The following is a 26,736-nucleotide window of genomic DNA, read 5'->3' as shown; positions in this document are numbered from 1 at the left end:
GGAGCAAGGTGGATCGCTCGGGCTGCATCAAATATGACAACATTTGAATTGCGTTCTTTATTACTTGGACACGCAGGAGATGAACATCGAGATTTTCAAATGTTAGAGCGAAATTATGTTTCTGTGGGCGGTGAATTAAGCGAGATTATAGCAGCAGAAAAAAACATTGGTAGTGAGGCATTATCTGCCTTCATTTTTCATCGGGCTTCTCGCGAAAATCCTATCGATCTTTTAGGTAGTATTTTTATTATTGAAGGGCTGGGAAATCAATTAGCTGGGACTTGGGCAAAATATATCCAAGAAACCTTAAGTTTGCGAGACGAACAAGTTTCTTTTTTAGCTTATCATGGCAAAAATGATGAGTCTCATATCGGTAAATTGGAAACTTTAGTTCAAGGAGAATGGATGACAGAAGCGATCGCCAAGCGCGTCGTCAAAACAGCCCAAGTAACCGCACGTTTGTATTTACTTCAACTCGAAGAAATGAATTAAAGCTAATTTTTCTATCGGTTGAGTATAGCCTAATTTTAATCAAGACTATGAACAAAAAAGATAACTCTCTGTACGAATTTAAGCCCTACGATCGCAGAAATCCCGATACTTGGGATGTTCTCTATCTCGATAATGCTATTCCTGTCAATCTGGTGTCAAAAACTTACATGATTAGGGATTTAAAAAGCTGGACGCGCAGTTATTTACTCCTTCCGATCAAAGTGTTTGCTAACCTTGCTCTAGCATTGATTTTGATAATTAAACGATTGCTTCCTTTCCAGTTCAAATTCTATACATTTATGCACCGATCGGCAGCATTTTTTCTGCAAAACTTTGTCACTCCTGAAGCCTGTTATTTAATCGTCCGGCATATTTGTCTCGGTTCTAATCTCATTAACTTTTTGATTGATAATGGTCCCGATCGCAACATCGAAAAGGCAACCCTATACCCCAAAAAAGTCAGCGATCTAGCCGCACAAACCGCATTTCTCGAACACGACCTCATTTTATATAACTTTGTTTGGGACTATCATCAAGCAGAACAAAAAAATCCCAACTGGGTTGAAGAAGTGAAGCAACGAGGAATCAATTTTGAGAGTATTCAAGATGTGTCAGTTGATATTGACTTTACGCGACGCAGTTGGCTGAGAATCCTCGATTTAGAATCCGCGATCGAACTCTTCAAGGTTTTCTACTCTCTCTGTTTGACCTGTGATGAATTTGAACGCGCTGTTTTATCCCTGCAATTCGATGAAAATTTTGCAATGTATATGAGTAAAATTTTGGAGAGTTCCGAGTGGAATCATATTATTAGAAATCGTCATCCTCTTTCCCCCAATAGCACTTTTAATGCAGCCCGAGACCTTTTTTTGCATGGTGTGATGACTGAATATATTCATCGCTTGTTAGAAATTTATAAAGAACAAAATTAGGTAGGGGTTTGGTCTCCAAACCCTCCAAACCCTCCAAACCCCACAATTAGGGGTTTGGTCTCCAAACCCTCCAAACCCCTGACGAAATTTGCGATCGCCTTTAAGATCGATTGATAAGGGGGTATGATGATTATGTTTTACAGGCTCGGAAGAACTTAGGACATGGTGACGACAGACGAAAAACGCCCCCCAACAACTTCGCTAGATTTTGATTTGGTGGCATATCTCAAAGCACAGAAAATCAAGGTAGAAGCCGCACTCGATCGCGCTGTCCCTCCTAGTGCTGAATTTCCCAAAATTTACGAAGCCATGCGCTATTCTCTGTTAGCGGGAGGAAAGCGCTTGCGTCCCATTCTTTGTTTAGCAACTTGCGAAATGCTGGGGGGGACCGTAGATATGGCAATGCCTACCGCTTGTGCCTTGGAAATGATTCATACTATGTCCTTAATTCACGACGATTTGCCCGCAATGGACAATGATGATTATCGTCGGGGCAAGTTAACCAATCACAAGGTATATGGCGAAGATATTGCCATTCTAGCGGGAGATGGCCTGCTTTCCTATGCTTTTGAACATATTGCTGCCCAAACCTCTAATGTACCACCGGAAAATGTGTTAAAGGTGATTGCATATTTAGCCAAGGCCTCCGGTGGTGCGGGTATTGTGGGGGGTCAAGTGGTAGATTTAGAATCGGAAGGGAAACCCGATATTTCCCTCGAACAGTTGCAATTTATCCACGTGCATAAAACCGGGGCATTACTAGCAGCCTGCGTGGTTTGTGGGGCAATATTAGCGGGGGCAACAGAAGAAGACGTACAGAAGTTAACCCGATACGCGCAGAATATTGGATTGGCATTTCAAGTCATTGATGACATTTTAGATATTACGGCAACGCGAGAAGAATTAGGGAAAACCGCAGGTAAAGATGTGGCTGCACAAAAGGCAACCTATCCGAGTTTGTTGGGACTAGAAGCCTCGCAAAATAAAGCCGAACAATTAATTGAAGAGGCGATCGCGCAACTGAGAGATTATGAAACCAAGGCGGAACCTTTACGCGCTTTAGCTCGTTTTATTACCTCTCGAAAAAATTAGCAGTAGCAGGAAAAATTAGCAAAAAAATTAGCAATTGCAATCACAACAAACTATGCAGCATTTTGGGGATATTTTCGGCAATCATGTTTTATTAGTTGCCCTCAGCGCTTGTTTTCTCGCTCAAGGATTAAAGTTTGCGATCGGTTTAATTCGCGAAAAAGAAGTTAATCTGCAATGGTTATTCAGCACGGGGGGGATGCCTAGCGCTCATTCTGCGTTGGTGACGGCTTTGGCAACGGGGGTGGGACAAACAAAAGGCTGGGGAAGTTCGGAGTTCGCGATCGCCTGTTTATTTGCCATTATTGTCATGTACGATGCCACAGGGGTGCGTCAAGCTGTGGGCAAACAAGCCAAGATTCTCAATCAAATCATTGATGATATGTTCCAAGAAGACAAGGAGTTTAATGAGGAGCGTCTCAAGGAGCTTTTAGGACATACTCCCTTTCAAGTTTTGATGGGTCTGGCTTTAGGAATTGGCACTTCTCTGGTCGCGGAATGGGCGATCGGGGGTGGGATGTGAAGGCGATCGCGCTTCTCAATTTATTCAACCGGTACAAAATCATAGCTAAACCCCGATCGCGTCCCCACTTTAACTTCCACTAATTGTACGGCTTGATTGCGATCGCCGGAAGGTAAAAAACGAATGTCTCCTGTGGCTCCTGTGGCTTGAAACTGGGGCTGTGCGAAAGCCTTTTGAATGCCCGATCGAGTCGGATTTTGCTTGAGTGCCTCAATAAAAGCACGAGTTGCATCATAAGCCATGGCCGTGCGCCAATTCACATCTCCTCCCCATAACTGTTGCGCGGCTTGAGGAAATTCGGACCCAGGATTGCCGAGAATATGCCAAGGAACCGCTAAAACCATACCCAGGGCATTTTCTGCCCCCCGTGCGAGGATATCGGGCTTATAGGCGCTATCTCCTGCGAGTAGAGAGAGTTTTCCCTGATTGGCAGCAACGACAGCCAGCATTGCTTCTAAAACTTCGGAATTTGCCGCCAACATTAACACTTCTGCCCCGCGATCGCCGGCTTCTTGTACCATGCGACGGGCATCAAAGTCCGGTGCAGAAAAGTCATATTCAGCCACAACTTCCCCTCCTTGTCCGAATAAGTCAGTGGTAAAAACATCTTTTAAAGACTGACTATAATTACTCTCGGAATTAAAGAAAACTGCCGCTTTTTGTTTTTTTAATCCCTCCAGTTGATATCGCGCTAAAGCACTTCCGGCAAAGCGATCGCTGGGGACAGTACGAAAGATATAATTTCCCACCCCAGAGAGGGCAACGGAGGTACTGGTGGGAGAAATCATCGGTAATCCTTCCTGTTGATAAGTTGTTGCGGCTGCGAGGGTTGTGCCACTGCCAAAATGTCCCACAACTCCTAAAATTTCTGGCTTTTTCACAAATTCGGCCGCGACTTGTTGGGCAATTTCTTCATCATTATCATCGTTAGCAATTAAAACCTTTAAACCGGTGCCATTAATGCCCCCTTCTCGATTAATTTCATCTTGCGCTTGTGCTACACCGCGCAACATTTCTTTAGCAGCATTGGCATTATTGCCAATGGGCATGGAGGCAACAATCGTATAAGATTTTTTTTGACCGATGCGAGCATTATTGAGGTAAATTAAGGCTTCGGGATCGTTTTTAGCGATCGCTAAAGAGGCTTCAAATTCTTGAATGGCTTGTTGATAATTGCCACTTTTTAAAGCATCTACCGCTTTCTGTTTTTGAGGGGTTGTTAAGTCAGAAATAAGAATTGCTTCTCCACCACTCAAACGCGGGAGAGATTGTCCCGATTGAATGGGTGTCGTTGCAGTTGTTGGAGAAGAATCCGGGCGATCGCTTTGTTTAATGGTATTGGCAAACCAGAGTCCACCTGTAACAACCACGGCTCCTGTTACCAATAAAGCAATAATTAAAGCAGAAGTTTCTTTTTTTGGCATAGTATTTATTGGTTATTTGTTATTTATTTCTGTTCCCCATTGATAATTAATCATTGATAATTAATCATTGAATAGGGACAAATTCATAGCCGAAACTGGTACGATTTCCCGGTTCGATTGTCACTAATTGTACGGCTTGATTGCGATCGCCGGAAGGGAGAAAGCGGATTTCTTGTGAGGCACCCTCCGTCAGGAAATTGCGATCGCTTAAGGCTTGTTGCACCCCTTGACGGGTCGGATTTTGGTTTAAGGCAGCGATAAAGGCTTGTAAGGCATCGTAACTCATGGCCGTGCGCCAGTTGACCTCTCCTCCCCACAGTTGGCCGGCCATCTTAGCAAATGGAGTATTGGGATTGCCCAAAATGTGCCAAGGAATCGCTAAAACCATGCCTTCTGCATTTTGTCCTCCTACTTGTAAGGTTTTGGCGGTATAGGCGCTATCTCCGGCTAAAAGAGGCAGCGATCGCCCATTAACCCTAATGACTTGCAGGGCTGCATCTAAGGTTTCCGAGTTGGATAATAAAATTAAAACTTCTGCACCCTTATTTTTGGCTTCTGTTACTGCATTATTAGCATTAAAGTTCCCCGTGAGGTCGAATTCTGCGACGACTTCTCCTCCCTGACTTAAAAGCTCGGTATTAACGACCTCTTTCAAAGACTGACTGTAGTTACTTTGAGAATTGTAAAAAATTGCGGCTTTTTGTTTCTGGAGAGTATCTAATTGATAGCGGGCGATGGCACTGCCTGTAAAGCGATCGCTGGGGACGCTGCGAAAAATATAATCCCCAACTCCTGATAACTCAACCGAGGTACTGGTGGGAGAAATCATCGGTAGTCCATTTTGCTGGTATATTTGTGCCGCCGCTTGGGTGGTATCGCTGCCAAAATGTCCCACAACCCCTAAAATATCTCGATTCTTCACAAATTCTGCGGCAATTTCCCTAGCAATTTCGGGATTATTATCATCATTGGCAATAATAACTTTTAGGAGAATACCATTAATTCCTCCCAAATCGTTAACTCCTTGTTGGGCTTGTGCGACACCTCGCAGCATCTCTTTAGCCGCATCGACACTATTACCAATAGGAACAGAAACAGCGATGCTATAAGATTGGGCGCTGCCAATTTTAGCATTATTAAGATAGATTAAAGTTTCCGGATCGTTTTGTGTCGTTTTTAAAGAAGCCTCAAAGTTAGTTATGGCTTCAGGATAGTTTTTAGCTGCGAAGGCTTGAATTCCTGCTTGTTTTTGGGGAGTTGTCGTATCGCTAACCAAAAGGCGATCGCCATCACTCAAGCGCGTCTGTAGTCCTTCTCCCTCATTAGTAGCCGCGATCGGGGTTTTCCCTCCTCCTGCACCGATTAAACCCGCATTATACGCCCACCATCCCCCTCCGCCAATAATTGCCCCTGTAATTGCGAGGGAAAAAATGAGTATTTTTGTTTCATTACCTTGAGACATGGCGATCGTAAAATTAAAATTAACAGGTTTTTGGGTAGACGTTCGATTTGGTTCAATGGCTTGTTATGGTGGCATTATACCCATTTTTATCGCGATCGCGCTTTGTGATTTTCCTTTTTCATCGCCTGGGGAATTGGATTCCTACCCCTAATGAACGTGCCGATCGCGAACAATTGGAGAATGTTAAAGTTGCATTGGCATCTTCTGTCCGCTAGTGTATAAATGCGTCAGTCCTATTTAGATTTAATTTATTCTTGGTTTTCTACTGCCGCGATCGCGATAAATCTGCGTAAACAATTCGCAAAAATTGTTCGGGTTTGAGGAAACCATTCCCCCAAGTTGGGTCAAAATCAGCCGTTGGATCTGACGCAAGAAACTCTTCCACCGACATCCCGGCCAAAATCGCCGTAGTGACGCGATCGCGCACCGCTAACAGCATATTACGATAGCTTATCAGTTCGCTACGATTGGAGAGGGGACCGTGACCGGGTATTATTTTGGTGCGATCGTCCACAATTTGCAATAATTTTTCTACGGCTGCCAATACCCCATTAATCGATCCCTCACTATCAACATCAATGAAGGGATAAGCACCATTAAAATAAATATCTCCCGTGTGAATGATATTTGCATCCCGAATGTGAATTATAGAATCACCATCGGTATGAGCAAAGTCAACGTGCAAGGCAGAAATTTCGTTATCGTTGAGATAAAAAGTAACCGTATCGTTAAAGGTAATCGTCGGTAGTGCTGCGGGAGGAGAAGCGGGTAAAGTGCGATCCAAAATTTCCAAAAATTGCTCTGTACTCATCCGTTCCCGCACGTTATCATGGGCAACAATAATGGTACCTGCACGACCTAAATTTTCATTCCCTCCTGTATGATCGCTGTGCCAATGGGTATTAATCACAAAACGAATTGGGCGATCGCTAATAGCGGCGATCGCGGCCATGACTTTCTCTGATAAGGGGGCATATTCATCATCAATGAGAAAAATGCCATCTTCCCCTACCAACAAGCCCAAATTCCCTCCTACACCCCGTAACATATAGATTCCATCATCAACGGGAATCGTTTTAATTTCAGCATTTTCAAAGTCTTGCGCTAACAGAGGAGAAGCAGTGATAAAAATAGCACCCAAATTGACCAGGGCGATCGCACACTTCTGGAAAAGTTGTCGGGAAAATTGACATGGTAGTAGATTCATAACCGATCCTGAAAAGTTTACGGGACATTGACCCGAAAACTACCACAAGAACTCGGCGATCGTCAATAGAACTTACGCCACTATAATACAGATAGAAACAATATTGCCTTGTTAGGAGTTAAGATGACCAATTTGACTCTCGACCTAGAAACAGTAAATCTAACTGACGATCAGTATTATCAGTTATGTATTAAAAACAAAAATCTTCGCTTTGAACGCAATGCTAATGGAGATTTAATAATTATGTCCCCTACAGGTGATGAAACAAGCAATCGTAATGCTGGATTAACGGCTCAACTTTGGCTATGGAATGAAGATAAACAATTAGGAATTGTTTTTGATTCTTCGGGAGGGTTTAAGTTACCAAATGGTGCAGAACGTTCCCCTGATGCCTCATGGATTCCTCTCGAAAAATGGCAGAAAATACCTCCAGAAGAACGAGAAAGGTTTAGCAATATTTGTCCGGATTTTGTGGTGGAATTAATGTCTCCTAGCGATTCATTGAAAGCAACTCAGGAGAAGATGCAAGAATATTTGGATAATGGTGCAAAATTGGGGTGGCTTATTAATCGGAAAAAAAGACGAGTAGAAGTTTATCGACAAGGTAAAGAGGTAGAAGTTTTGAACAATCCTTCCACACTATCGGGAGAAGATTTATTACTGGGATTTGTTTTGAAATTAGCTAAAATTTGGTGAATATTAAATTATCCAAACTTTCAAAATGGATTGCGATCGCGAAATTTTACACCTTTTAAATTGGTTAGTCCTCTTGAGAGGACTTTTTGTATGAGACGGATTTCCAATCCCTGTCGGATCGCGATACAAACCAACGGAGATCGCCTTAATCATTGCCTTGTAATCCTTAACAAAAAAGCCAAAAATAGTTCAATTTTTCCTTGACAGGATTGACTTGACAATGGTATTCTAACAGAGTGGGAATCTGTGCGTTCCTGCGAACCCGTTTTTAAGGGGAAAAATAAGAGATCGCGGCGCAATTTAGAGATTTACCTTCGTCGGAAAAGATTGCAGATGATTGGGTAAAGAGTAATTAGAACAATCAAAATGAAGGCAAAGGGAAAGGCAACAAGACCTAAAATAAAGCAGAGAATGGGGTTAAACTTGCTATGTTGGGCAAATTTAGTAATGGCTTTCATCCACTTAGAAAGAGGATAAGCATTGAGAGGTAAATCTAAGGCTTGATAAATTTTTTGTGCTTGATATCCTGCTGCATATCCATCTTGAATTCTGCCAACTTTGTGATACAACTGGCTAAGATTATAGGGAGAATCAGCTTCACCCCGTCTGTCCCCAATTTGGCGTTGAATTTCCAGAGATTGCTGATAGAATGCGATCGCCTGTGGGTAGTCTCCCAACGAAGCGTGACGGGAACGGTTATCGGAACGGAGAAATATTGGCCTCCAGAACAAGCAATGGGTAAGGCTACGTTTAGCAGCGATTTGTATAGTTTGGGGGTGACTTGTTTGCATTTATTGACGCAGGTGAGTCCGTTTGATTTGTATGATGTGATGGAGGCGGAATGGATCGCCCATTCTCTGCTTGCATACGCCCATTTCCTGCAAAAATGTAAAAAGAATTGCCAAAACAGTCCCTTTGAAGATTGGTTGAACTCTCTGCGAGATGTCAAAGCAAGACGAAAAATAAAATTGAGACTCGATCGCGTCAGTTTGGGAAATTTAGGAGATTATAAATCAGTGAGTGAAGGGGTTTGCGAATTGAGAATCGATTATGGTGGTGGTTATCGGATTTATTTTGGACAAGTGGGTTCTACAATTATTATACTTTTATGTGGAGGCGACAAAAGCACGCAACAAAAAGATATTCGTCAAGCACAAAAATACTGGAAAGACTATGCAAACCGTCAAAACCCCAACAACTAAAAGCTATCAATCTTATTTAATTGAATCTTTGAAATCTCCTGAAGAAGCCGCAGGATATTTAGAAGCACTTTTTGAGGAAGAAAACCCCGAACCCGAATTGTTACACAGAGTATTAAACAATATTTTAGAAGCGTTAGGAGATATTTATCTAACTCCAGAACAGATCGAAGACCATCGCCAAAAACTCAACAATCTTTTATCCGAAAAAGGCAATTTTGCCATCTACCATTTGAGCAACTGGCTTGAAGTTTTAGGATTAAAGATAATTATTCAAACCATTCCCAAATCTTCTGGCGATGGGGAAAACAATAATGCAACTCAATAACAAAGCTAAAATTGCCACAAATAATCCAACTTTAAATTAACATATCGTTGAACTGGGTGAAGAATGCCAAAATGCGATCGCACTGACGAATCAACTACAATTATCCGATTTGACGGATAAACAAAAAGAAAAAGGGTGCAAGCATTGCACCCCTACGAGATAACGGTAAAATTTGGGGGTTTTAGTAGGGGCGTATTGCATACGCCCATTCCCTATTCGCATACGCCCATTATTTCCCAAAAGCAACTAAAAGTTTCCGCAATCCTACAACGTCATCTACGGTTTTGCCTCTACGGGGATTCTCCTGTAAACTTTCACCAGTAGAGACAATCTTTTGGACTGCACGTACCGCAGCATCAGCATTGTTGATTTTGAGAAACTCGTAATGGCGATTGAGATCGTCAACTGCACCTTCAGTCCAAACTATTTTGGACATGGTTTTTCCCCTTCTGTTCCTAAACTATCAGCCCATTCGCGTATAGAATAATGGGTAATACCAATACCTTTACGATAGTAAGATTCGAGGGCAAGTTTACTTTGTTGAACCATTTCATCTTCAGTAAGGGCTTGAAAATTTAAGTCTGAGTCGATCGCACCGTACTCAAGACAATTTTCTGCTGTTTGAGTCGTCTGATTGGTCAAAAATTGCTCAAAGTCTTCTAAGTCTCCAGAAGAATTGATTAGCCATGTTAAAAGAAGCGTTTTAACTTGTTCCCCTGGTAATGTATTAATATGTTCCCATATCATTTTTTTCGTTTGGCTGACTGTCATAACTGTTTTGGTTGAGTTAGAGTTTTGTCATAGTCTGATTTTACTACATCAGGAAACAACGATCGCACTAGCGATAGGAAAAGAATTGCCAAACAGGACAATCAACCATGACATTTCTCAACAACAGCGATCGCCAAACCTTAAAAGAACTCATCAAGGAAAGTATCCGAGAAGTTCTCAAAGAAGAACAATGGAATTTGTACACCGCTTCAATTCCTTATGTTGACGATGAAGAACAAAACGAGATCGATCGCCCGTGTATGCCGACAGATAATGCAGAAGAATTTGTTAAACCGAAGAAGATTTTTGCCCCGAATCTTTTGCGATCGAACATAAATGTCGGGAGCCGTTCCTCCAGAACTTGCTACACTACTGTTGTCATTAAATATCGAGTTCGTGAATGGGAATTTGTTTCCCGACCTGCAAAAGTTCAAGCAAACTGCTGACAGTCTATTGAGGAGGCCGTCGCATGAGTCACATTGAACCGAAAAGCGATCTGGAGGTTTCCAGACAAAAGCAAACATTGCCACGACTTGCCCTCATTTGGAAAAATTGAAAAAGAAACCTAAAAGCGATCGCATCTCTGGCAATAATGGAAAATAAACCATACGCGAACCCATGCTAATTGATAAAATCCTTCAAGAACTCCAAGAAATTCCCGAAGAAAAACTCGCAGAAATTTACGATCTGATTTACTACTTTCGCTTAGGATTGGGTCGAGAATCCCCTCAACCCCGCACCCCCGGACTTTTAACCGGAAAACTCAGCGATACTTTTTTTGACCCCCTACCTGAAGAAGAACTCCAGCGATGGGAATAAAATATCTTCTCGATACTCATATTTTCTTGTGGTGGCTTTTCGACGATTCTAAGCTCGATATGGTTTGCCGAGACATCATTCGCAACTCAAAACATCAGATTTTTGTCAGCAGTGCTTCTGCTTGGGAAATTGCCACAAAATACCGCATCGGTAAACTGCCTGAAGCCAAACCCATTGTCGAACGATATTCACAGATATTAATTCAAGCAAAATTCCTTGAACTTGGCATTACCTCAGCCCATGCCATCAGAGCAGGTAGTTTGCCGATCGCTCATCGAGATCCTTTCGATCGCATGATTATGGCACAAGCAGAACTCGAAAAAATACCTGTTATCACTTACGATAAAGCATTTCAAACGGGATTAATTGAGATTATTCCCGATCGCGGAACATCTCCAGATTCTCATTAAATCGGCATTATCAAACCGATCCTCGAGGAGGAATCAAATTGAACGAAGCAGAAACGAGAGCAGAACTCATCGATCCCGCCCTTCGTACTGCGAGATATGAATCGCGAGTTCCGTTAAAAACGAAAAGTGAGCCTCAATGTGCCGACTAAAACATCGGGATTGCGGGCGGATTGGTTGGGGGCGGTTAACCAAATCATTCCGGGGGTTAAAAAGATATTGTCCGTGACTTTATAGCGGTAAAATGCCTCGATATGCCAAGGAATAGCGTTGCCCGGAATCAGATCGGTAAAATCTTCCCCTAAATCCGAACCCAAAAACCAATTGCCTCCTGTTTGGAACGGTTGGGGGACTGGCGATCGCGTCGTAAATTAAGCAAGACGATCAAGTCCACCTTCAAGAAGATTTTTAACTGTGTCTCCAAAATCAGCACCTTCCTTTGCTTTGGCAAGTTCATCAAAAATATCTCCTTCGGGAGGTTGCTGAGTTAGAACCTCACGCTGTAAAGTGTAAAAGTGTGTGTAGATTCCTTCAGTTTCCAACTCAGCGGTTACAAGACAGAAACCTTGAGCACCTAAGTAGTTTAAAAATTCATGTATAGTCTTCACTTTGGGTTTAAGACGCTTCCCGTTCACATAAAGATTCATAATTTCATTGGTCATTCCACGCCCTAGCAGTTGAACACGAATCTGAATAACTTGGTAAGCCTTTCTCATTGTTGTAGAAGTTGAAACAGTCATGAGTAAGTAGCACTCCTTAGATTTTAAAGATTTGATTAATTGCCTAATTTGGCTAGAAACAGACAACCTTAACGAACTTATCGGTTTCGGCATAACTATGAATTATACGGATTGAATTATACGGATTTTTTCCATCTAATCACCCCCTATACAGATTTTATTAAGATTTCATCCGCATAACACTCTGCATAGGGATGTTATACGGAAATTTTCTGTATAATTCCCTTAGAGCGCGTTTTATACGAATTTGTTTGTCCCTATGACTGCCCCCCCACCGCCAAAGAAGCTGCTGGACGTGCTTCGAGAAGTGATCCGCCTCAAACACTACTCCTACCGTACTGAGCAAACTTACATCGATTGGATCAAGCGGTACTTGCGCGTCCGGCTGGAGAGTTGCACCTTGTCGAAGCTACCCAAGCGGGTACAGTCCAACGGATTGAAGTGAAAGAAAATCAGCAGGTGAAGGCCGGAGAGACGATCGCTCGATTGGATGATACCCGCTTAAATGTGCAAAAAATCCAATTGCAAGGCGCGATCGCCCACCTACAGCAACAAATCCAACAAATTCAGGCTCAGATTGTTGTCCTCGATCGCCAGATCGCAGCCGAAACTCAAGAGAATCAAAGTGCAATCGCATCTGCCCGAGCCGAATTAGCCGGCCATCGTCGAGAGTACCGCGATCGCGCTCTGAATAGCCAACACGATGTCGCAGCAGCCGAAGCCTAATTAAGACAGATCGGCGCGGAATCGATCGCCGCAGAAGCCAACCTGAGATCCATAGAAGCCTCACTAAAAACCACGCGAGAAAAATTAGACCGCTACCGTCCCCTCGCCCGAGAAGGGGGAATCTCCCAAGACCAATTGGCAGAAGTTCAGTTAGCCGCGATCCAACAAGAACAAGACCGCTTAGGAGCCATCCAAGAACTGAAAATGCGGGCTGCTGCCGTTGAAGCCGCAAAAGCGCGGCTCGAAAAAGCCAAAACTGCCCTCGATCCCAGTCCCGCAGAAGTCGCGATCGCCCGAGAACAAATTCGCCGAGAACAGGCTACCGGAACCGTCAGAATCGCTACTTTAAAACGGGAACGAGAATCTTTAATCCAACAACAGATAGAATTAGAACAACAAGGCGATCGTCAATGTACCCTACAAGCCGGGATGGAAGGGAGAGCCGATATTCTGGCTCACCGAGAGACGGTCTTACAGTTCATTTTGCGAAGGGCTAGACTGATAAGCAGTCTCTAAACCGCAACGACTTTGGCCAAGGTGCGATACGAAAAAAGAGCGGGGAGGGTCAGCGCGACCTGAAAAGATGGGGAATCGACAAGGGAATAATCTTTTGACAAGAGGATTTTCAGTCCAAATTGCACGGAACTCCTTTCTATGACATGATCCCCAATAGCAATTTTTTGGGGTGATTTTGTTGCGTTTACCCTGAATAGATTGGAAATAACCTGAATCAAACAAGCTTAGTGAACAGCCCCTCAAACTCTTCCAACCGTTTACAACGCCACCTGAGCCGTTATTCTACGGCAGGGGTCTTTTGCGTCAGTTTAGTGGTGGCATTGGTCAGTGTCATTCCCCTCTACAACAAGCTTAAAATAGCTCAGGAGCAAGACCTCCAGGCTAAACTGAGCAACCGAACATTGGCGGCTGAACAGGTGCAGCAAAGCAGTATTGAAGTTGCTGAACAAGTCACCAGTCGTACCTTTGCCCGCAAGATACTTTCTGACTACGTTCAGGGCAAAGCCAGCTTGACTGAGTTGCAGGAACTGAGTTTGTTCGATCTAGAGGATGCGATCGATCAAAACGATTCACTGGTGGGGGTCAGTCGCTTCGATCGCACCGACCAACTCCTGGTTCATGTCGGAGTTGACTCGACCCTGGATCTCTCAGACATTCTCCAAGGGGAGACTGACGAGTCCATCACAGTTGGCCCGATCGCGATCGATAATCGTCCCCATCTCTTGGTGAGTAGCCCCATTTTTTCTGAGCAGCAAGAGCGGATTGGCCGAGATATTGCTGTGTTTAGAATGTCCAATATGGAAAGGCTTGTTGCGGAATACATCGGTCTGGGGGAGACGGGCGAGATGTTCTTGGCCCAAGAGCAAGGGGACACCTTGGCGTTGTTCTTTCCGTTGCGAAACGGGTCACAGGTGCTGCCGGAACACTTGGCTTCTTTACTCCACGGTGCGATCGCCCACGATCCAACAGAAATTGAACATTACGACAATCAGATCATTGCCTTTGGGACCTTGCCGCATACTGACTGGATCATTGCGGTGCAGATGGATCGTCAGGAACTGTATGGTGCAGTGAACCGAGATTTGTTTTTTGTTGGTCTGGCAGTTTTTGGGGTCAGCACGATCGCCACCGTTGGTTTGGTTTTTGTGTTGCGTCCCTTAATTAAACGGGTTACGGATGCTGATGAGTTAGAGAAAGAGGTGCTTGCCAAAACAACCGCCTTTGAAGAACTCAAGCAAACTCAAATCCAGTTATTTCAAGCTGAAAAAATGTCAAGCCTGGGTCAATTAGTGGCAGGCATTGCCCATGAGATCAATAACCCAGTGGGGTTCCTAAAAGGGAATATTCAACCTGCCCAGAACTATATAAAGGATCTACTCGGACTGATTGATTTGTATCAAGAAAAAATGCCTAACCCTGATGCAGATATTGAAGATGAAATTAAAGAGATTGACTTGGAATTTATCCGCGAAGACTTGCCCAATATTATCAACTCGATGAATTCAGGAGTGGATCGCATTCGCAATATCAGTGATGGTTTGCGTATCTTCTCTCGTCAGGATCGAGATTATAAGACAGCATTTAATATCCATGAGGGCATTGAGAGTACAATACTAATCCTTAAGCATCGAACCAAGAGCAATGAACAGCGGCCAGCAGTTGAAGTTGTCAAGAACTATGGCGATCTACCGGAAGTGCAATGTTTTCCAGGTCAGTTAAATCAGGTGTTTATGAACATTTTGGCCAATGCCATTGATGCCTTTGAGGAGGCGAATCAGGGCAAAACCTTCGAGGAGATTAAAGCCGATCCCAATATAATTACGATTACCACTTCAGTGGTTGATAAACAGGTGCAAATTCAGATCCAAGACAATGCCTGTGGAATGAAACGGGAAACGATTGAACGAATTTTTGAGCAGGGATTTACCACCAAAGAAGTTGGCAAAGGAACTGGTTTGGGGATGGCGATCGCACATCAAATCATCACGGAGAAGCATGGTGGCTCAATCGAATGCAGTTCAGAGTTTGGCAAGGGAACAATCTTCACGATCGCATTATCCATTGTCTAGACATCACCATCCTCAACGCAACAGCAGAGAATCCTCGTGTCTCGTTGGCAACAGATACAAGAAGCACGGAATGGGGGGTCGATGACTCCCGAGGTAGCCATTGTTTCTTATGGGAGGTTATGCCGCATTGCAAGTGGGTCCGGTCGCGCGAAATTTAGCAGGAGGGCGGTTGGCTTGCGATCGCATTGTTCCCGCGATCGTCTCGCTCCCTAGCTTTTTAATTCATAGTATTCATGCGGATTTGATATTACGGGGAGACGATCGCATGATATTACGGGGAGACGATCGCATCCTTTGTCAAATTACCAGTCAAACCATTTACGATTCCTATGCGATCGCATTAGACGATCCGGATTTTATTGCAGGAGGATTGAATCGATTGAGTAATATTCGTCCCAATCGTTTATTTACGGCGGATCGCCATATTATTTTGCGTAAGATTGGTCAAATTACACCAGAAAAACAACAGGAAGTGATTCTCAAAATTGTAGAAATTATTCAATCTTGATTTGCTTTTTAAGGGTAAGAGAAAATTGAATTTTAGCTTGACAGGATTGACTTGACAATGATATTCTAACAGAGTGGGAATCTGTGCGTTCCTGTGAACCCGTTTTTAAGGGGAAAAATAAGAGATCGCGGTGCAATTTAGAGATTTATCTCTATTGGAAAAGATTGTCGATGAAACGACGGAAAGAACGGAAAAATTGACGGAGTTTTTGCCAAATATTCTGAGGTTGTCGGGAAGGAGGAGATTCTAAATTTTGTATGGCATTGTCGCACTCTTGAACCTTGCGATCGAGTTTCATTTCTTGATAAAGTTGTTTTGCATTGCGATATGCGCCAAGTGCGTCGGGGATGCGGTTGAGTTTCGTTAGGGTTTTACCAAAATTAAACCAAATTTCTGCCTGAAAATGGCGAAACTTAATTTGTTCTGCAATGGTTAAGGCTTCTTGATATAAAGAAAGAGCTTTTTGATAATCTTCCAAAGCATCATAGGTTTCCCCTAAATTGCCTAAAGAAATAGCTTCTCCCCGTCTGTCCCCAATTTGGCGTTGAATTTCCAGAGATTGCTGATAGAGTGCGATCGCCTGTTGGTAGTCTCCCAAAGAGTCGTAAGCAATGCCTAAATTGTTTAAAGAAGCAGCTTCTCCCCGTCTGTTCCCAATTTGGCGTTGAATTTCCAGAGATTGCTGAAGGAGTGCGATCGCCTGTTGGTAGTCTCCCAAGGAGTTGTAAGCAATGCCTAGAGAAGTTAAAGAAGCAGTATATCGCGAGTCTTCGTGATTTGATAACCCAGCAACTAACCGAGTATAAAGTTCGATTCGCAGTTGATTGTAACCCCGTAAATCGAGAAACTTTGCAACGCAGCGATCGCTACAACTGCCATCATAAATCGAATCAAAAGCTGTCTCATACTCTCCCAACTCGCAACGATGATGAAAGATTTCCAAATATTCCCCCACATCCTCCACCGTCTCCCATTCCTCCCGAGGTTTTAAAGTACCTTGATAAAATAAAATTGCTTTTTGATGCGCTGCTGTCAAATCTCCCGCCTTATACTTGAGATACTCCTCAATCAACGGCTGAAACTCATAAGATCCCCCTAAATCCCCCTTAATAAGGGGGACTTCCAGATTCTCCCCCCTTTTCAAGGGGACTTCCAGATTCTCCCCCCTTTTCAAGGGGGGCTGGGGGGGATCTCCCACTTTTTGCTCATGTTTCTCCGTAACAATTAATAATCCCCGCCTCTGTAAATCCCGTAACTCCTTCTCCATCAAATCTTCCCCAGAAATCCCCCTCGCCATCGCCACATCAAACCCACCTCGCAACACCAAAACCGACAACAAAACCCCCTGCAACCTCTCCGTCAAACGCTGAAAACTCGCCTCCAAAACCGTAACTAACTGCACGATTTGTTGTCGATGATTTCCATCAATTCGTTCATCTAAAAAATGCACTCCCAATGTTTGTAAATCCCCAATCTTTGCACCTTCTCCCATCTCCTCATTGAGAAAACCCGCCACCAACTTTAACGTTAAAGGATGCCCCTTAACCCGTGTCACAAATGCCGATAACTCCTCATCTCTCCCACCAATTCCCACTGCTTGTAAATACTCTACACCCTCCCTTGCCAATAATCCCTGCAAAATAATCTCGGTACGCGGTACCTGCTTTAAACTGGGGATCGCCTGGGTTGTCACTAAAATTTCTGTCTGACTAAAACACCCCAACCACTGCTGCAAAAACTCCTGATAATCCTCATCATCAAGCACCGATTCAAAATTATCCAAAATTAACAAATAACGCCGCTTCTGCAAACAATTAATTAAAACCGTCCCCAAGTTTTTCTCATCCATTTTCTCCAACTCTTCCTCAGCAAAAATCTTGAATTCCTGCAAAATCTTCCGCGCCAAAGCACTCAAAAACGGTGCATCTCCCAAATCTGCCCAAAACTTCCGTTCAAAATCCGATCGCGTCTCATAAATCTTCGCCGCCAAAGCCGACTTTCCCACCCCACCTATGCCACAAATAAACCCTAACTTGCGATTCTCATCATCTAACCAGCCGTTAACCGTTTCTAACTCCTTAACCCGTCCTTGCCAATAGCTAATTGCCGGACGATTGCTATCTAAAACATAACCCAGTCGTGCTTGTTTCTGCTGATGGATTCCCTCTAATCGATCTAGCAATTTTTCTGTATTCCTACTAACTTTTTCGACATCTTCCCTGATTTTTTCTTGTCCTTCTTTCAACTCATCTAAACGCTCAATAATTTCATCTAAATATCCTTGCAACCATTGCTGTAATCCGTCAATTTTTCCCGCAATTTTCTCCTCCGTTACCCCTAACTCCCGCAAAACCTCAGCAAAACCCGAATCAATATTTTCCCCCAACTTCCGAAACTCTTCCGCATTATTTTCTAACTGCCGCCGCAACCCTGCCAAAGATTGTATCTCTTGCTCTAAACTTGTTTGTAAATTCCCCAAATCTTCCCCCGTCGGACGTGCCAGCAACTCTTGCAAACTCCCCTGCATTTCACTCAAAACCGCAATCGTTAACCCTGCAAACGCCTTCCCTCCCCCCTCAAAATCCGCCTTCAAAACCTCCCGCAACGCCAAAGGAAAACGCTTGTATAAACGATTAATCACCACATCCAAAACATCCGATCGCAGCCAAATTTGTGCCTCGACACATAACCAATTCTGTAACAACTTCCGCCAATCTTCCTCTGCTAAAACCGGAGTATTGAGAAATTCCTCCATTGTCCCCGAAAATAGCCCAGAAACCGCCTCATCCTGCAAAACCTCAAAAGTATTATCAACCCGCCTTTTCAATCGTTTCGCGACCTTTGGCCACGCTTTCACGGTAGATTCTGCCAACCCCCGCAAGTCTTTTTGTGAGTCAGGATAATTCCCAGATTCAGCCACAGATTTAATAATCAAACCCATCGCCAAACCTACCGCATTCGTTAAATCGTGATTGCTTAATTGTTGCTTGCTGTCTCGCAATCTCACGGAAACATGGTTTAAATGCTCCGGTATGCTATCATTGGCAACCACGCCTCCTGTCACCGCAGAAACCATCGTTCCCAGAATTGTCGCAACAATACCTCCCCCCGGAATTGCTGCAAATACACCTGCACTGGCCAAAGCCAAACAAACTGACCCCCCCGCTAACAAACCAGTCGCGGTTAGCAGGCGATTTTTGGTTTGTGTAATTAGATCCATCGCCTCACTCCCCCAAATTTGCTCTCTATTGTATCCCACCAGAGAAAATATAAAGGCGCATTAAGGCAGGAAAAGGCAGAAAAAGGCAGGAAAAAACCGTCAAATGATGGAGTGCGTTCGCTTTTGTTTAGGATAGAAATAGAGAAGGGTGACAGATTCTTTAGTGGCATATTCCGGAAACAAAACTTTTGTTGAGAAAGACTGATTAATTGAGACTGCGATCGCATCTCATTCTTAACCATCACAACTTAGCAAAAAACTTGGAGATATTTAATTATGTTTGGCCTCTTTAATAAAACCCAGCAACCAACTACACAAAAATTCGATCTTTGGAAAGGCAATGCGATCGTCACCGACGAAATTTGCCCCGATCGCCGAGGCCGCGTTAAGTTTCGCGGATCCTGGTGGTTTGCCCAATGCGTGACAGGAATTAATGTTTCTCCTGGAGTTCGAGTTAATGTCATCGGACGCAACGAGATGACCTTATTAGTAGAAATGCCTAAAATGATGGATCTTTAGAAAAATTTTAGAAAAATTTCTGGTTTTTCTCGTCCTGTTGCGATCGCCAAAAATGATAGAATTATATTCTGCAAAAAATATAGTAACGAAAGCGCGATCGTGGCTGAATTAACCCTAGTTATTGGCAATAAAAACTACTCTTCTTGGTCATTGCGTCCTTGGTTAGCAATGAAACAAGCTGACTTGGACTTTAGCGAGATTCGCATCCCTCTAGATACCCCCAACACCCATCGAGAAATTAGGTATTACTCTCCTTCAGGACGGGTTCCGGTGTTACTCCACGATAATCTTACAATTTGGGAATCCTGGGCAATTTGTGAGTATATCGTGGAAAATTTTGCACCCCAGTTACTCCCAGGCGATCGCCAAGCAAGGGCTTTTGCCCGTTCTGTTAGTCTAGAAATGCACGCAGGATTTTATCATCTGCGACAAAAAATGCCGATGGACTGTCGCAACCGCTTTCCAGGAGAAGGAATGAACCCCGACGTTCATACTGATATTACCCGCGTTAAAGAAATTTGGTACAATTGTCGCCACCAATTCGGAGAAAATGGACCCTTTTTGTTTGGTGAATTTTCTCTTGCTGATGCCATGTTTGCCCCCGTTGTTTCTCGCTTTATCACTTACGATGTTCCTTTAACGGATAGCGAAAAAGCCTACACGGAAACAATTTGGCAACTTCCTGCTATGCAAGAATGGTTAAATGCAGCTTCCCAAGAAGTTGAGATTATTTCGCACCCTTAAAAAGATAATGAAATAGAATTAAGGAGACGCGATCGCTTTAAAATTTGTCTCTAATTTATCCTTTGCTAAAGAATCTACTCGATTAACTTGCGAGAATAGTTGTTTCTCCTGTTGTCCTAGCAATTCTTCCGTTTTCAGTAAAATTAAATATTCGTAAAAAGCCTGCAAAATACACCAAGTCAACCCAGCTTTACCATCCAAAATTCCCCCTAAAAAGAAATACATATAAACGAAACGAATAAGAGGACGAAAAGGAACGCGCAGAGATAAATCTTTTAATGCCCTTCGTCGTTTTACTTCTGTATTTCCCCAAAATAAATCTTGCCAATTAATATGTTTGCATTGCAATTGATAAATCGTTTCTCTTGCTTCATCGGTTGAATAACGATTGTGTTTCTCTAACCAACGACTAAAGCCTTTACTACAGGTAAAGTGGGGATAATTTGATTGAAGAAAACTGGTTTTTCCCTGATATATCTCTCGTTCTGCATGACCGTAATCGGAAAACCAAACTTTATTTTTATCTAACAAGCGCAATTGATAACGAGGATATTGAGTACAATGGCGAATCCAATGTCCCATAAAGATTACCCGTTCGGCAACATAGTAGCCCACATTTTTTGTATTTTGAATAGCCTGCAAACATTCGGTAAATAAAGCGGGAGTCATGCGTTCATCAGCTTCGAGGATATATACCCAGTCGTGACGAGTCGCAATATTTTGTAACATCCAAGTTCGTTGTTTCCCATGACTTGCAAATTTGTGACAAACTACTTGAACCTCATAGCGACGGGCAATTTCTAAAGTGCGATCGCTACTGTAGGAGTCTACAACAATCACATCATCGGATAATAACGCGGATTCAATACAGGCAGCAATATCGAGTTCTTCGTTATGGGTGAGAATAAAAATAGAAAACATGGTTGAGATAGATGCCGATACTTTTTATATCTTACTGTGAGAGGATAATTATATTGGGTAGATAAATTTATATTGAGTTGGTAATGCACCCTCCCCGATAAAATTCGGGAGTGTTAAAGACTCAGCAAACAAAGTAGAGTAATGGCGATCCCTCCCAGACAAGCCGATATAAATGTATTATCTGGCTCGTCTTCGTCATCCTCCGAGAAATCCTTGGAGAAGTCACAATTAAGACATTTCCAGAGGTTTACATTGAGAGAAACTACTGTATGTCGGCTGCATTTTGGGCATTTGATCGCAGAATCAGAACCATGACATCCGTGAGACATTGTTTCTATCCTCCTTTTTGGTGAGACAGAGTTACCTTCTACTTCTTACTTCTGACCAGACGAGGAAAATTTATGCAAGTTGCAATACTTGTTAATATAGAAAAAATTTGCTATACTACCTGAATATAAACTTGGAGAGGTGGCTGAGTGGTTGAAAGCGGCTTCCTGCTAAGAAGTTATGAGGGTTAAACTTCATCGAGGGTTCGAATCCCTCCCTCTCCGTTTTTCTAGATTATCAATAAATAATTATCAATAAGCAATTATTAATAGGCAATTATTAATAGCAGTGGAAACATCAAGCCAAAAAACCGCGTTTTCCCAGCCGTGAAATTGCCCCAGCTACTGTCAAGCGAGATGTTTCCAGTTGACCTGCCAAATCGTCTAATTCAATGCGATCGCATCCTTGGATAACCTCCAAAACTCGGCGATCGAATTGGATGGTGCGGAATTCAACATTGAGGACTGCAACCATTTTACTGATGATGTGAGAAGCATTTTGCGCCGTTTCGCACTGACCTCCCGTGAGTTGCGCGATCGCACTAAATGCCTCTTGGGTAGCACTGTTTGCCCCCATAGACAAGCCGTAAATCTTGACCCGTTGCTTTTCTGCTTCGGCGGTGACAGACTGGATATCGAGACCGCTAGGACAGCCTTTCGGCCAAGTGTCACCTCCAGAAGAAACCGATCGCCCAGTATTGTCTCGCAACCAGGAGAAGAAACCGTGAGGAGGGGCATCTCCCACCAACATCACAAAACGACAGCTATATTCTCGCCATTGCATCTTGGCACAAGCATCAAATACCCCTTGGTAGACTGCTTCGGGGGCATCTCCTCCCCCCGCCGCCTGCAAGCGATTAATGCTTGTTTGCATTTGAGAGAAATCGGCAGTGAGGGGATAAATACGAGTCACAAAAGAGCGCTCTTGAGGGGGATGATCGCGATATTCCACCAAACCCACTTGCAAGTTAATATTTCCATCCGCCGAAAGCAAGCTCATGGTATCTAATAATTGTTGCTGGGCGCTGCGGATAAATCCCCCCATACTGCCCGTTGTGTCGATCGCAAAGCATAAATCTACATCGTTGAGATGTTCGCTTCTCATGGCCTTGACCTCCTCCTAACCCATTCAAAATTGCGAATGCTTTTTGTATTATGCCACGCTACACGGCGATCGCGCTAAATTTCGAGATTTTCAAGGGAATTGGGGAGAGAAAGGGCAATTTGATAAATGTGGCGGCGAGAAATGTCCGTCGATTGTGCCAGATGGCGACTGGCTTGGGATCGCGACATTCCCTCTTCTAAAAGTTGTTGTAATTCGGCGGCGATTTCTGTTTCCGTGAGAGTTGTCGGGTTTTGGGAAATTCCGGCAATAACGAGGGTAAATTCGCCTTTGGGGGGACGTTGGCTGTAATGGGCGATCGCCGCTTTAATGCTACCTTGCCAGAATTCTTCGTGAAGTTTGGTGAGTTCCCTCGCCAAGACAATAGGGCGATCGCCCCCCAAAGTTGCCGCCAAATCCTGCAAAAGAGAGAGTAAGCGGTGGGGTGCCTCATAAAGAACAAGAGTGCGAGATTCTGCTTGCAGTGAAGTGAGGCGATCGCCCTTGGCTTTGGCTTGAGTTGGTAAAAAGCCCTCAAAAACAAAGCGATCGCACTGCAAACCCGAAGCCACTAAAGCAGTAATTCCAGCGCTAACTCCTGGAATGGGGACAACAGGGAGATTATTTTCTCGACAGGCTTTAACCAACTCGTAACCAGGATCGGAAATCCCCGGCATCCCCGCATCCGTAACTAAGGCGATCGCCTCTCCAGACTGTAAACGCTGAATTAATTCAGTCAAACGCTTGTGCTTATTATGTTCGTGATAGCTAATTTGCGGCGTTTGAATTTGAAAATGTTTTAATAGCTTTCCCGTGTGACGAGTATCTTCGGCCGCAATTAAATCCACTTCTTGCAAAATACGAACCCCCCGAAAGGTCATATCCTCCAGATTCCCGATAGGCGTACCAACCAAATAAAGCATAAAAAAATATTCCTTTTGTTGACTGTTGCCTCTTGCCTTATTCCCTATTCCCTATTCCCTATTCCCTATTCCCTATTCCCTATTCCCATGCAAAGCAAATGTCTGTAATGATACCATGAAGGAATATTGCTTCGGGCAATACCCCGACTCCTATTCGTTTCAGTGCTTATGTTCACCGACCAGCAAACGCGATCGCATCATCCCCTCGGCGGACTCACCTCAGAACAAGTTGAAATCAACCGCAAAAAATATGGGGCAAATGTCCTAACTCCCCCAGAACAAGAACCTTGGTGGCGTTTATTTTTAGAGAAATTTGCCGATCCCGTGATCCGCATTTTGTGTATTGCGGCCATAATCGCGATCGCAGCAGGGGCAGTGCGAAACGATTATATCGAAGGATTGGGGATTATTGTGGCGATCGTTTTGGCCACAACTCTCGCCTTTGTCAATGAGTACCGCGCCAATCAAGCCTTTGAAATTCTCAATCAATATGTTGATGATGTCAAAGTGCGGGTCATTCGCGACGGCTGTGCAACCACAGTACCCCAGAAAGACCTCGTTGTAGGAGATTGGGTTTGCGTGGAACAAGGGGACGAAATTCCCGCCGAGGGGGAAGTGGTTGAAGCAGTTTCTCTCCTAGTCGATCAAGCCAAGATTACCGGAGAATCGGAACCCGTCCAAAAATTTACTCCTTCCGAAGCCAAAGAACAGGGAGTAACAGAAGCAACTTACCCCGCGTATAATCTTTATCGCACCACCATTGTCGATCAGGGAAATGGCATCTTTGCCGTTACAGCAGTAGGCGATCGCACGGAAATCGGGAAATTAGCGCGGGCTGTAGCAACCATCGAAAATGGAGAAGATACCCCCCTCAACCAACAACTCGATCGCCTCAGCGAATTGATCGGGGTGGTAGGGCTATCTTTTGCCACAGTCATTTTTACCGCTTTAACAGTACGAGGATTTCTGACAGGAGAATTTCATCTGACGGGACAGCAGGGTTATTTTTTAACCTTCCTCGTGACAAGTATTGCGATCGCGCTAATTCCGGTTTGGTTGCCCGTAGTTTATGATGGCTTAGACTTTCTCGATCGCGGCATTGAGGCACCAGAATGGCTGGATGATAGCTGGGGAAATTGGCTCAAAGCTGCTGCTGTGGGGGGGCTGGTTTTGGCACTCGGGGCGGGAATTGGCTATCCTCTGCATCTCGTTCCCGTTTGGGGGGAAACCTGGCTACCCGCAGAAGTGGGATTCGCCCTCTTAGAATACTTTATGGTCGCCGTCACTATTATCGTCGTTGCCGTACCGGAAGGGTTGCCCATGAGTGTCACCCTTTCCCTTGCTTATAGCATGAAACGCATGGCGGATTCTAATAATTTAGTGCGGCGGATGCACGCTTGTGAAACAATTGGGGCTGCGACGGTTATTTGTTCCGATAAAACAGGGACATTAACGCAAAATAAAATGCGGGTTCACGAGGTTATTTTTCCCGCTTTAAAAACGAAAACAGTCGTCCAATTGAACTTCGCCAAAAATTTAATTGCTGAGGCGATCGCCGCCAATAGTACCGCCGATTTGGAAAAAGAAGAAGGAAAACCCACCAAGGCGATCGGCAATGCCACAGAAAGCGCTTTACTTCTCTGGTTAGATGAACAAAATCTTGATTATCTCGACTATCGCTATAATTTGAAAATTGAATTTCGACTCTCGTTTTCAACTCAGAATAAATATATGGCAACCTTTGGTCATTCTGCTGTAACTGAAGGAGAAATTGTCCATATTAAGGGTGCGCCGGAAGTCATTCTCGAACGCTGTTCTGAAATTCTTACCGAATATGGAGTCCTACCTCTGCATAACCCAGAACCGATTTTGTCAGCGTTGAATGACTATCAGAAACGGGGAATGCGAACATTAGGTTTAGCGTACCAAAATTTACCTGATAATTTAATGCAGCCGCATCTGGAAGGACAGAAGAAACCCCATTTAACCTGGTTGGGATTTGTGGCGATCGTCGATCCTTTGCGCCCCGGTGTTTCTGATTCCATTAAAACTTGTCTCAATGCCGGCTTAAAAATCAAAATTATTACTGGAGATTGTGCGGAAACAGCCGAAGAAATTGCTCGGGAAATTGGTCTTTGGCAAGGAGAAGAAGAACGACATAAATATGCGTCTATCTCTGGGAAAAAGTTTCGCAATATGAGCGATGAAAAGGCTAGAGAAGCAATTCAAGAGTTAAAAGTATTATCTCGTGCCATTCCCTCAGATAAGTTACGCTTAGTCAAACTCTTACAAGAACAAGGTGAGGTTGTTGGCGTAACAGGAGATGGGACAAATGATGCGGGAGCATTAAAACAAGCAAAAGTGGGTTTAGCAATGGGAAGTGGTACCGCGATCGCCAAAGATGCCAGCGATATTATCCTACTGGATGATTCTTTTCAAAGTATTGTTAATGCCATCGTTTGGGGGCGTTCTTTATACCAAAACATCCAACGCTTTATTCTCTATCAATTAACGATTAATGTTGTCGCGTTAGGCATTGCTTTACTCGGACCCTTTATCGGCATTTCCCTGCCCCTTACAGTGACACAAATGCTTTGGGTTAATTTAATCATGGATACCTTTGCGGCGTTAGCTTTGGCGACGGAACCGCCCCATGAAACAGTTTTACAAGACCCGCCTCGAAATCCAGAAGCGTTTATTATTTCCCCAGAAATGATTAAAAGTATTCTCAGCAATGGTTTAATCTTTTTAGGATTTTTAGCTGCCTTTTTAATCTATTTACAACAAGATGGCAGCATCGATCCTTACGAGTTATCTGTCTTTTTTGCAGTGTTCGTCTTTATTCAGTTTTGGAATTTATTTAATGCACGCTGTTTGGGATTAAAGCAATCCGCCTTTAAAGGAGTATGGCAAAATAAAGGTTTTATTGCGATCGCGGCGGCAATTTGTATCGGACAGATTTTAATTATTCAATTTGGGGGAGAAGTCTTCAGAACCGTTCCTCTTTCCTTACAAGATTGGTTTGCTATTATTGGCACAACCTCGATCGTTCTCTGGATCGGTGAAGGATGGA

Annotated in this window: 30 protein-coding genes, 1 tRNA gene and 2 pseudogenes; 20 read left to right on the top strand and 13 right to left on the bottom strand. The window is 43.7% G+C overall.

All coding sequences use genetic code 11. From position 1 onward, the window contains the following. The 4 genes and pseudogenes from VB714_RS23755 to VB714_RS23740 all read left to right on the top strand — a co-directional run. A pseudogene (locus VB714_RS23755) lies at positions 1-492 on the top strand (iron-containing redox enzyme family protein); the annotation flags it as partial. Positions 493-539: 47 nt separating this feature from the next. Next, positions 540-1,424, top strand: coding sequence for a DUF6999 family protein (locus VB714_RS23750; protein ID WP_323227327.1), 885 nt, complete (start codon positions 540-542; stop codon positions 1,422-1,424). Positions 1,425-1,586: 162 nt separating this feature from the next. Next, on the top strand, positions 1,587-2,516 hold the full coding sequence (crtE, locus tag VB714_RS23745) for a geranylgeranyl diphosphate synthase CrtE (RefSeq protein ID WP_323227325.1): 930 nt from the start codon (positions 1,587-1,589) through the stop codon (positions 2,514-2,516). 52 nt (positions 2,517-2,568) lie between these two features. After that, positions 2,569-3,036, top strand: coding sequence for a divergent PAP2 family protein (locus VB714_RS23740; RefSeq protein ID WP_204103554.1), 468 nt, complete (start codon positions 2,569-2,571; stop codon positions 3,034-3,036). A 20-nt stretch (positions 3,037-3,056) separates the two neighbouring features. On the opposite strand, the gene VB714_RS23735 is transcribed toward VB714_RS23740, so the two are convergent. Then, entirely contained in the window at positions 3,057-4,460 is a 1,404-nt protein-coding gene (locus tag VB714_RS23735) for an ABC transporter substrate-binding protein (protein ID WP_323227323.1), read from the bottom strand. 64 nt (positions 4,461-4,524) lie between these two features. Beyond that, positions 4,525-5,922, bottom strand: a complete 1,398-nt coding sequence (locus VB714_RS23730) for an ABC transporter substrate-binding protein (RefSeq protein WP_323227321.1) — start codon at positions 5,920-5,922, stop codon at positions 4,525-4,527. A gap of 65 nt (positions 5,923-5,987) precedes the next feature. Here VB714_RS23730 and VB714_RS23725 point away from each other — a divergent pair, with 65 nt between their 5' ends. Continuing rightward, the gene (locus tag VB714_RS23725; protein ID WP_323227320.1) at positions 5,988-6,137 is read left to right on the top strand and encodes a hypothetical protein; all 150 of its coding nucleotides are present in this window, start codon (positions 5,988-5,990) and stop codon (positions 6,135-6,137) included. Between the two features lie 47 nt (positions 6,138-6,184). On the opposite strand, the gene VB714_RS23720 is transcribed toward VB714_RS23725, so the two are convergent. Beyond that, the gene (locus VB714_RS23720; protein ID WP_323227319.1) at positions 6,185-7,129 is read right to left on the bottom strand and encodes an MBL fold metallo-hydrolase; all 945 of its coding nucleotides are present in this window, start codon (positions 7,127-7,129) and stop codon (positions 6,185-6,187) included. A gap of 123 nt (positions 7,130-7,252) precedes the next feature. On the opposite strand from VB714_RS23720, the gene VB714_RS23715 reads away from it, so the two are divergent. Beyond that, positions 7,253-7,825, top strand: a complete 573-nt coding sequence (locus VB714_RS23715; RefSeq protein ID WP_323227318.1) for a Uma2 family endonuclease — start codon at positions 7,253-7,255, stop codon at positions 7,823-7,825. A gap of 308 nt (positions 7,826-8,133) precedes the next feature. Here the strand turns inward: VB714_RS23715 and VB714_RS23710 are convergent, their stop codons facing one another. Then, positions 8,134-8,502 (bottom strand): tetratricopeptide repeat protein, encoded by a 369-nt coding sequence (locus VB714_RS23710; protein WP_323227317.1) that lies wholly within the window; start codon positions 8,500-8,502, stop codon positions 8,134-8,136. A gap of 180 nt (positions 8,503-8,682) precedes the next feature. Between VB714_RS23710 and VB714_RS23705 the strand changes: the two genes are divergently transcribed. Both VB714_RS23705 and VB714_RS23700 read left to right on the top strand, forming a co-directional pair. After that, positions 8,683-9,027, top strand: coding sequence for a type II toxin-antitoxin system RelE/ParE family toxin (locus VB714_RS23705; protein ID WP_416309779.1), 345 nt, complete (start codon positions 8,683-8,685; stop codon positions 9,025-9,027). Continuing rightward, positions 8,999-9,352, top strand: coding sequence for a transcriptional regulator (locus tag VB714_RS23700; protein WP_323227315.1), 354 nt, complete (start codon positions 8,999-9,001; stop codon positions 9,350-9,352). The genes VB714_RS23705 and VB714_RS23700 overlap by 29 nt, the downstream gene beginning before the upstream one ends. Before the next feature lie 229 nt (positions 9,353-9,581). Here the strand turns inward: VB714_RS23700 and VB714_RS23695 are convergent, their stop codons facing one another. Both VB714_RS23695 and VB714_RS23690 read right to left on the bottom strand, forming a co-directional pair. Then, positions 9,582-9,788 (bottom strand): type II toxin-antitoxin system RelE/ParE family toxin, encoded by a 207-nt coding sequence (locus tag VB714_RS23695; RefSeq protein ID WP_323227314.1) that lies wholly within the window; start codon positions 9,786-9,788, stop codon positions 9,582-9,584. After that, positions 9,776-10,123: a hypothetical protein gene (locus tag VB714_RS23690; RefSeq protein ID WP_204101940.1), complete on the bottom strand. Its 348-nt coding sequence runs from the start codon at positions 10,121-10,123 to the stop codon at positions 9,776-9,778. The genes VB714_RS23695 and VB714_RS23690 overlap by 13 nt, the downstream gene beginning before the upstream one ends. Positions 10,124-10,230: 107 nt before the next feature. Between VB714_RS23690 and VB714_RS23685 the strand changes: the two genes are divergently transcribed. The 3 genes from VB714_RS23685 (at position 10,231) to VB714_RS23675 (ending at position 11,352) form a co-directional block, all read left to right on the top strand. Next, positions 10,231-10,569, top strand: a complete 339-nt coding sequence (locus VB714_RS23685; protein ID WP_323227313.1) for a hypothetical protein — start codon at positions 10,231-10,233, stop codon at positions 10,567-10,569. A 172-nt stretch (positions 10,570-10,741) separates the two neighbouring features. After that, on the top strand, positions 10,742-10,942 hold the full coding sequence (locus tag VB714_RS23680) for a hypothetical protein (RefSeq protein WP_204101942.1): 201 nt from the start codon (positions 10,742-10,744) through the stop codon (positions 10,940-10,942). Beyond that, positions 10,933-11,352: a type II toxin-antitoxin system VapC family toxin gene (locus VB714_RS23675; RefSeq protein ID WP_204101943.1), complete on the top strand. Its 420-nt coding sequence runs from the start codon at positions 10,933-10,935 to the stop codon at positions 11,350-11,352. Before VB714_RS23680 ends, VB714_RS23675 begins: the two co-directional genes overlap by 10 nt. A gap of 113 nt (positions 11,353-11,465) precedes the next feature. Here VB714_RS23675 and VB714_RS23670 read toward each other — a convergent pair. Together VB714_RS23670 and VB714_RS23665 are read right to left on the bottom strand one after the other, a co-directional pair. Continuing rightward, positions 11,466-11,615, bottom strand: a pseudogene (locus VB714_RS23670) (carbohydrate porin); the annotation flags it as partial. Between the two features lie 105 nt (positions 11,616-11,720). Beyond that, on the bottom strand, positions 11,721-12,089 hold the full coding sequence (locus VB714_RS23665) for a hypothetical protein (protein WP_204101945.1): 369 nt from the start codon (positions 12,087-12,089) through the stop codon (positions 11,721-11,723). A gap of 259 nt (positions 12,090-12,348) precedes the next feature. On the opposite strand from VB714_RS23665, the gene VB714_RS27575 reads away from it, so the two are divergent. The 5 genes from VB714_RS27575 to VB714_RS23645 all read left to right on the top strand — a co-directional run bounded on the left by VB714_RS27575 (position 12,349) and on the right by VB714_RS23645 (position 15,908). Next, positions 12,349-12,534, top strand: coding sequence for a phage integrase N-terminal SAM-like domain-containing protein (locus VB714_RS27575; RefSeq protein ID WP_204101946.1), 186 nt, complete (start codon positions 12,349-12,351; stop codon positions 12,532-12,534). Then, a complete protein-coding gene (locus tag VB714_RS23660) occupies positions 12,447-12,815 on the top strand; it encodes a biotin/lipoyl-binding protein (protein WP_323227312.1) in 369 nt (122 codons plus the stop codon). Before VB714_RS27575 ends, VB714_RS23660 begins: the two co-directional genes overlap by 88 nt. Before the next feature lie 135 nt (positions 12,816-12,950). Beyond that, positions 12,951-13,331, top strand: coding sequence for a hypothetical protein (locus VB714_RS23655; protein WP_323227310.1), 381 nt, complete (start codon positions 12,951-12,953; stop codon positions 13,329-13,331). Positions 13,332-13,558: 227 nt separating this feature from the next. Beyond that, on the top strand, positions 13,559-15,400 hold the full coding sequence (locus tag VB714_RS23650) for a sensor histidine kinase (protein WP_323227308.1): 1,842 nt from the start codon (positions 13,559-13,561) through the stop codon (positions 15,398-15,400). Between the two features lie 184 nt (positions 15,401-15,584). After that, positions 15,585-15,908, top strand: a complete 324-nt coding sequence (locus VB714_RS23645; RefSeq protein WP_416309778.1) for a type II toxin-antitoxin system PemK/MazF family toxin — start codon at positions 15,585-15,587, stop codon at positions 15,906-15,908. A 151-nt stretch (positions 15,909-16,059) separates the two neighbouring features. Here the strand turns inward: VB714_RS23645 and VB714_RS23640 are convergent, their stop codons facing one another. Further along, positions 16,060-19,128 carry a tetratricopeptide repeat protein gene (locus VB714_RS23640; RefSeq protein ID WP_323227305.1) on the bottom strand — a complete coding sequence of 1,023 codons (3,069 nt, stop codon included), beginning with the start codon at positions 19,126-19,128 and terminating at the stop codon, positions 16,060-16,062. A 276-nt stretch (positions 19,129-19,404) separates the two neighbouring features. On the opposite strand from VB714_RS23640, the gene VB714_RS23635 reads away from it, so the two are divergent. Beyond that, positions 19,405-19,647, top strand: coding sequence for an NfeD family protein (locus VB714_RS23635; protein WP_323227303.1), 243 nt, complete (start codon positions 19,405-19,407; stop codon positions 19,645-19,647). 99 nt (positions 19,648-19,746) lie between these two features. Beyond that, positions 19,747-20,391 (top strand): glutathione S-transferase family protein, encoded by a 645-nt coding sequence (locus VB714_RS23630; protein WP_323227300.1) that lies wholly within the window; start codon positions 19,747-19,749, stop codon positions 20,389-20,391. Positions 20,392-20,409: 18 nt separating this feature from the next. Here the strand turns inward: VB714_RS23630 and VB714_RS23625 are convergent, their stop codons facing one another. Both VB714_RS23625 and VB714_RS23620 read right to left on the bottom strand, forming a co-directional pair. After that, on the bottom strand, positions 20,410-21,312 hold the full coding sequence (locus VB714_RS23625; RefSeq protein WP_323227298.1) for a glycosyltransferase family 2 protein: 903 nt from the start codon (positions 21,310-21,312) through the stop codon (positions 20,410-20,412). A gap of 113 nt (positions 21,313-21,425) precedes the next feature. Next, positions 21,426-21,641, bottom strand: coding sequence for a hypothetical protein (locus VB714_RS23620; RefSeq protein ID WP_323227296.1), 216 nt, complete (start codon positions 21,639-21,641; stop codon positions 21,426-21,428). Positions 21,642-21,774: 133 nt separating this feature from the next. Here VB714_RS23620 and VB714_RS23615 point away from each other — a divergent pair. Then, a tRNA-Ser gene (locus VB714_RS23615) sits at positions 21,775-21,863 on the top strand. 73 nt (positions 21,864-21,936) lie between these two features. Here VB714_RS23615 and VB714_RS23610 read toward each other — a convergent pair. Together VB714_RS23610 and rsmI are read right to left on the bottom strand one after the other, a co-directional pair. Further along, the gene (locus VB714_RS23610) at positions 21,937-22,743 is read right to left on the bottom strand and encodes a vWA domain-containing protein (protein ID WP_323227295.1); all 807 of its coding nucleotides are present in this window, start codon (positions 22,741-22,743) and stop codon (positions 21,937-21,939) included. Positions 22,744-22,817: 74 nt separating this feature from the next. Continuing rightward, the gene (gene rsmI, locus VB714_RS23605; protein WP_323227293.1) at positions 22,818-23,663 is read right to left on the bottom strand and encodes a 16S rRNA (cytidine(1402)-2'-O)-methyltransferase; all 846 of its coding nucleotides are present in this window, start codon (positions 23,661-23,663) and stop codon (positions 22,818-22,820) included. Between the two features lie 168 nt (positions 23,664-23,831). Here rsmI and VB714_RS23600 point away from each other — a divergent pair. Continuing rightward, the coding region (locus tag VB714_RS23600; RefSeq protein WP_323227291.1) for a calcium-translocating P-type ATPase, PMCA-type at positions 23,832-26,736 on the top strand (2,905 nt) is incomplete at its 3' end.

The organism is Spirulina sp. 06S082 (assembly GCF_034932145.1).
GTDB lineage: Bacteria > Cyanobacteriota > Cyanobacteriia > Cyanobacteriales > Spirulinaceae > CCY15215.
Note: the sequence above shows the minus strand (reverse complement) of the source record. Positions and strands in the feature narration are given on the sequence as shown.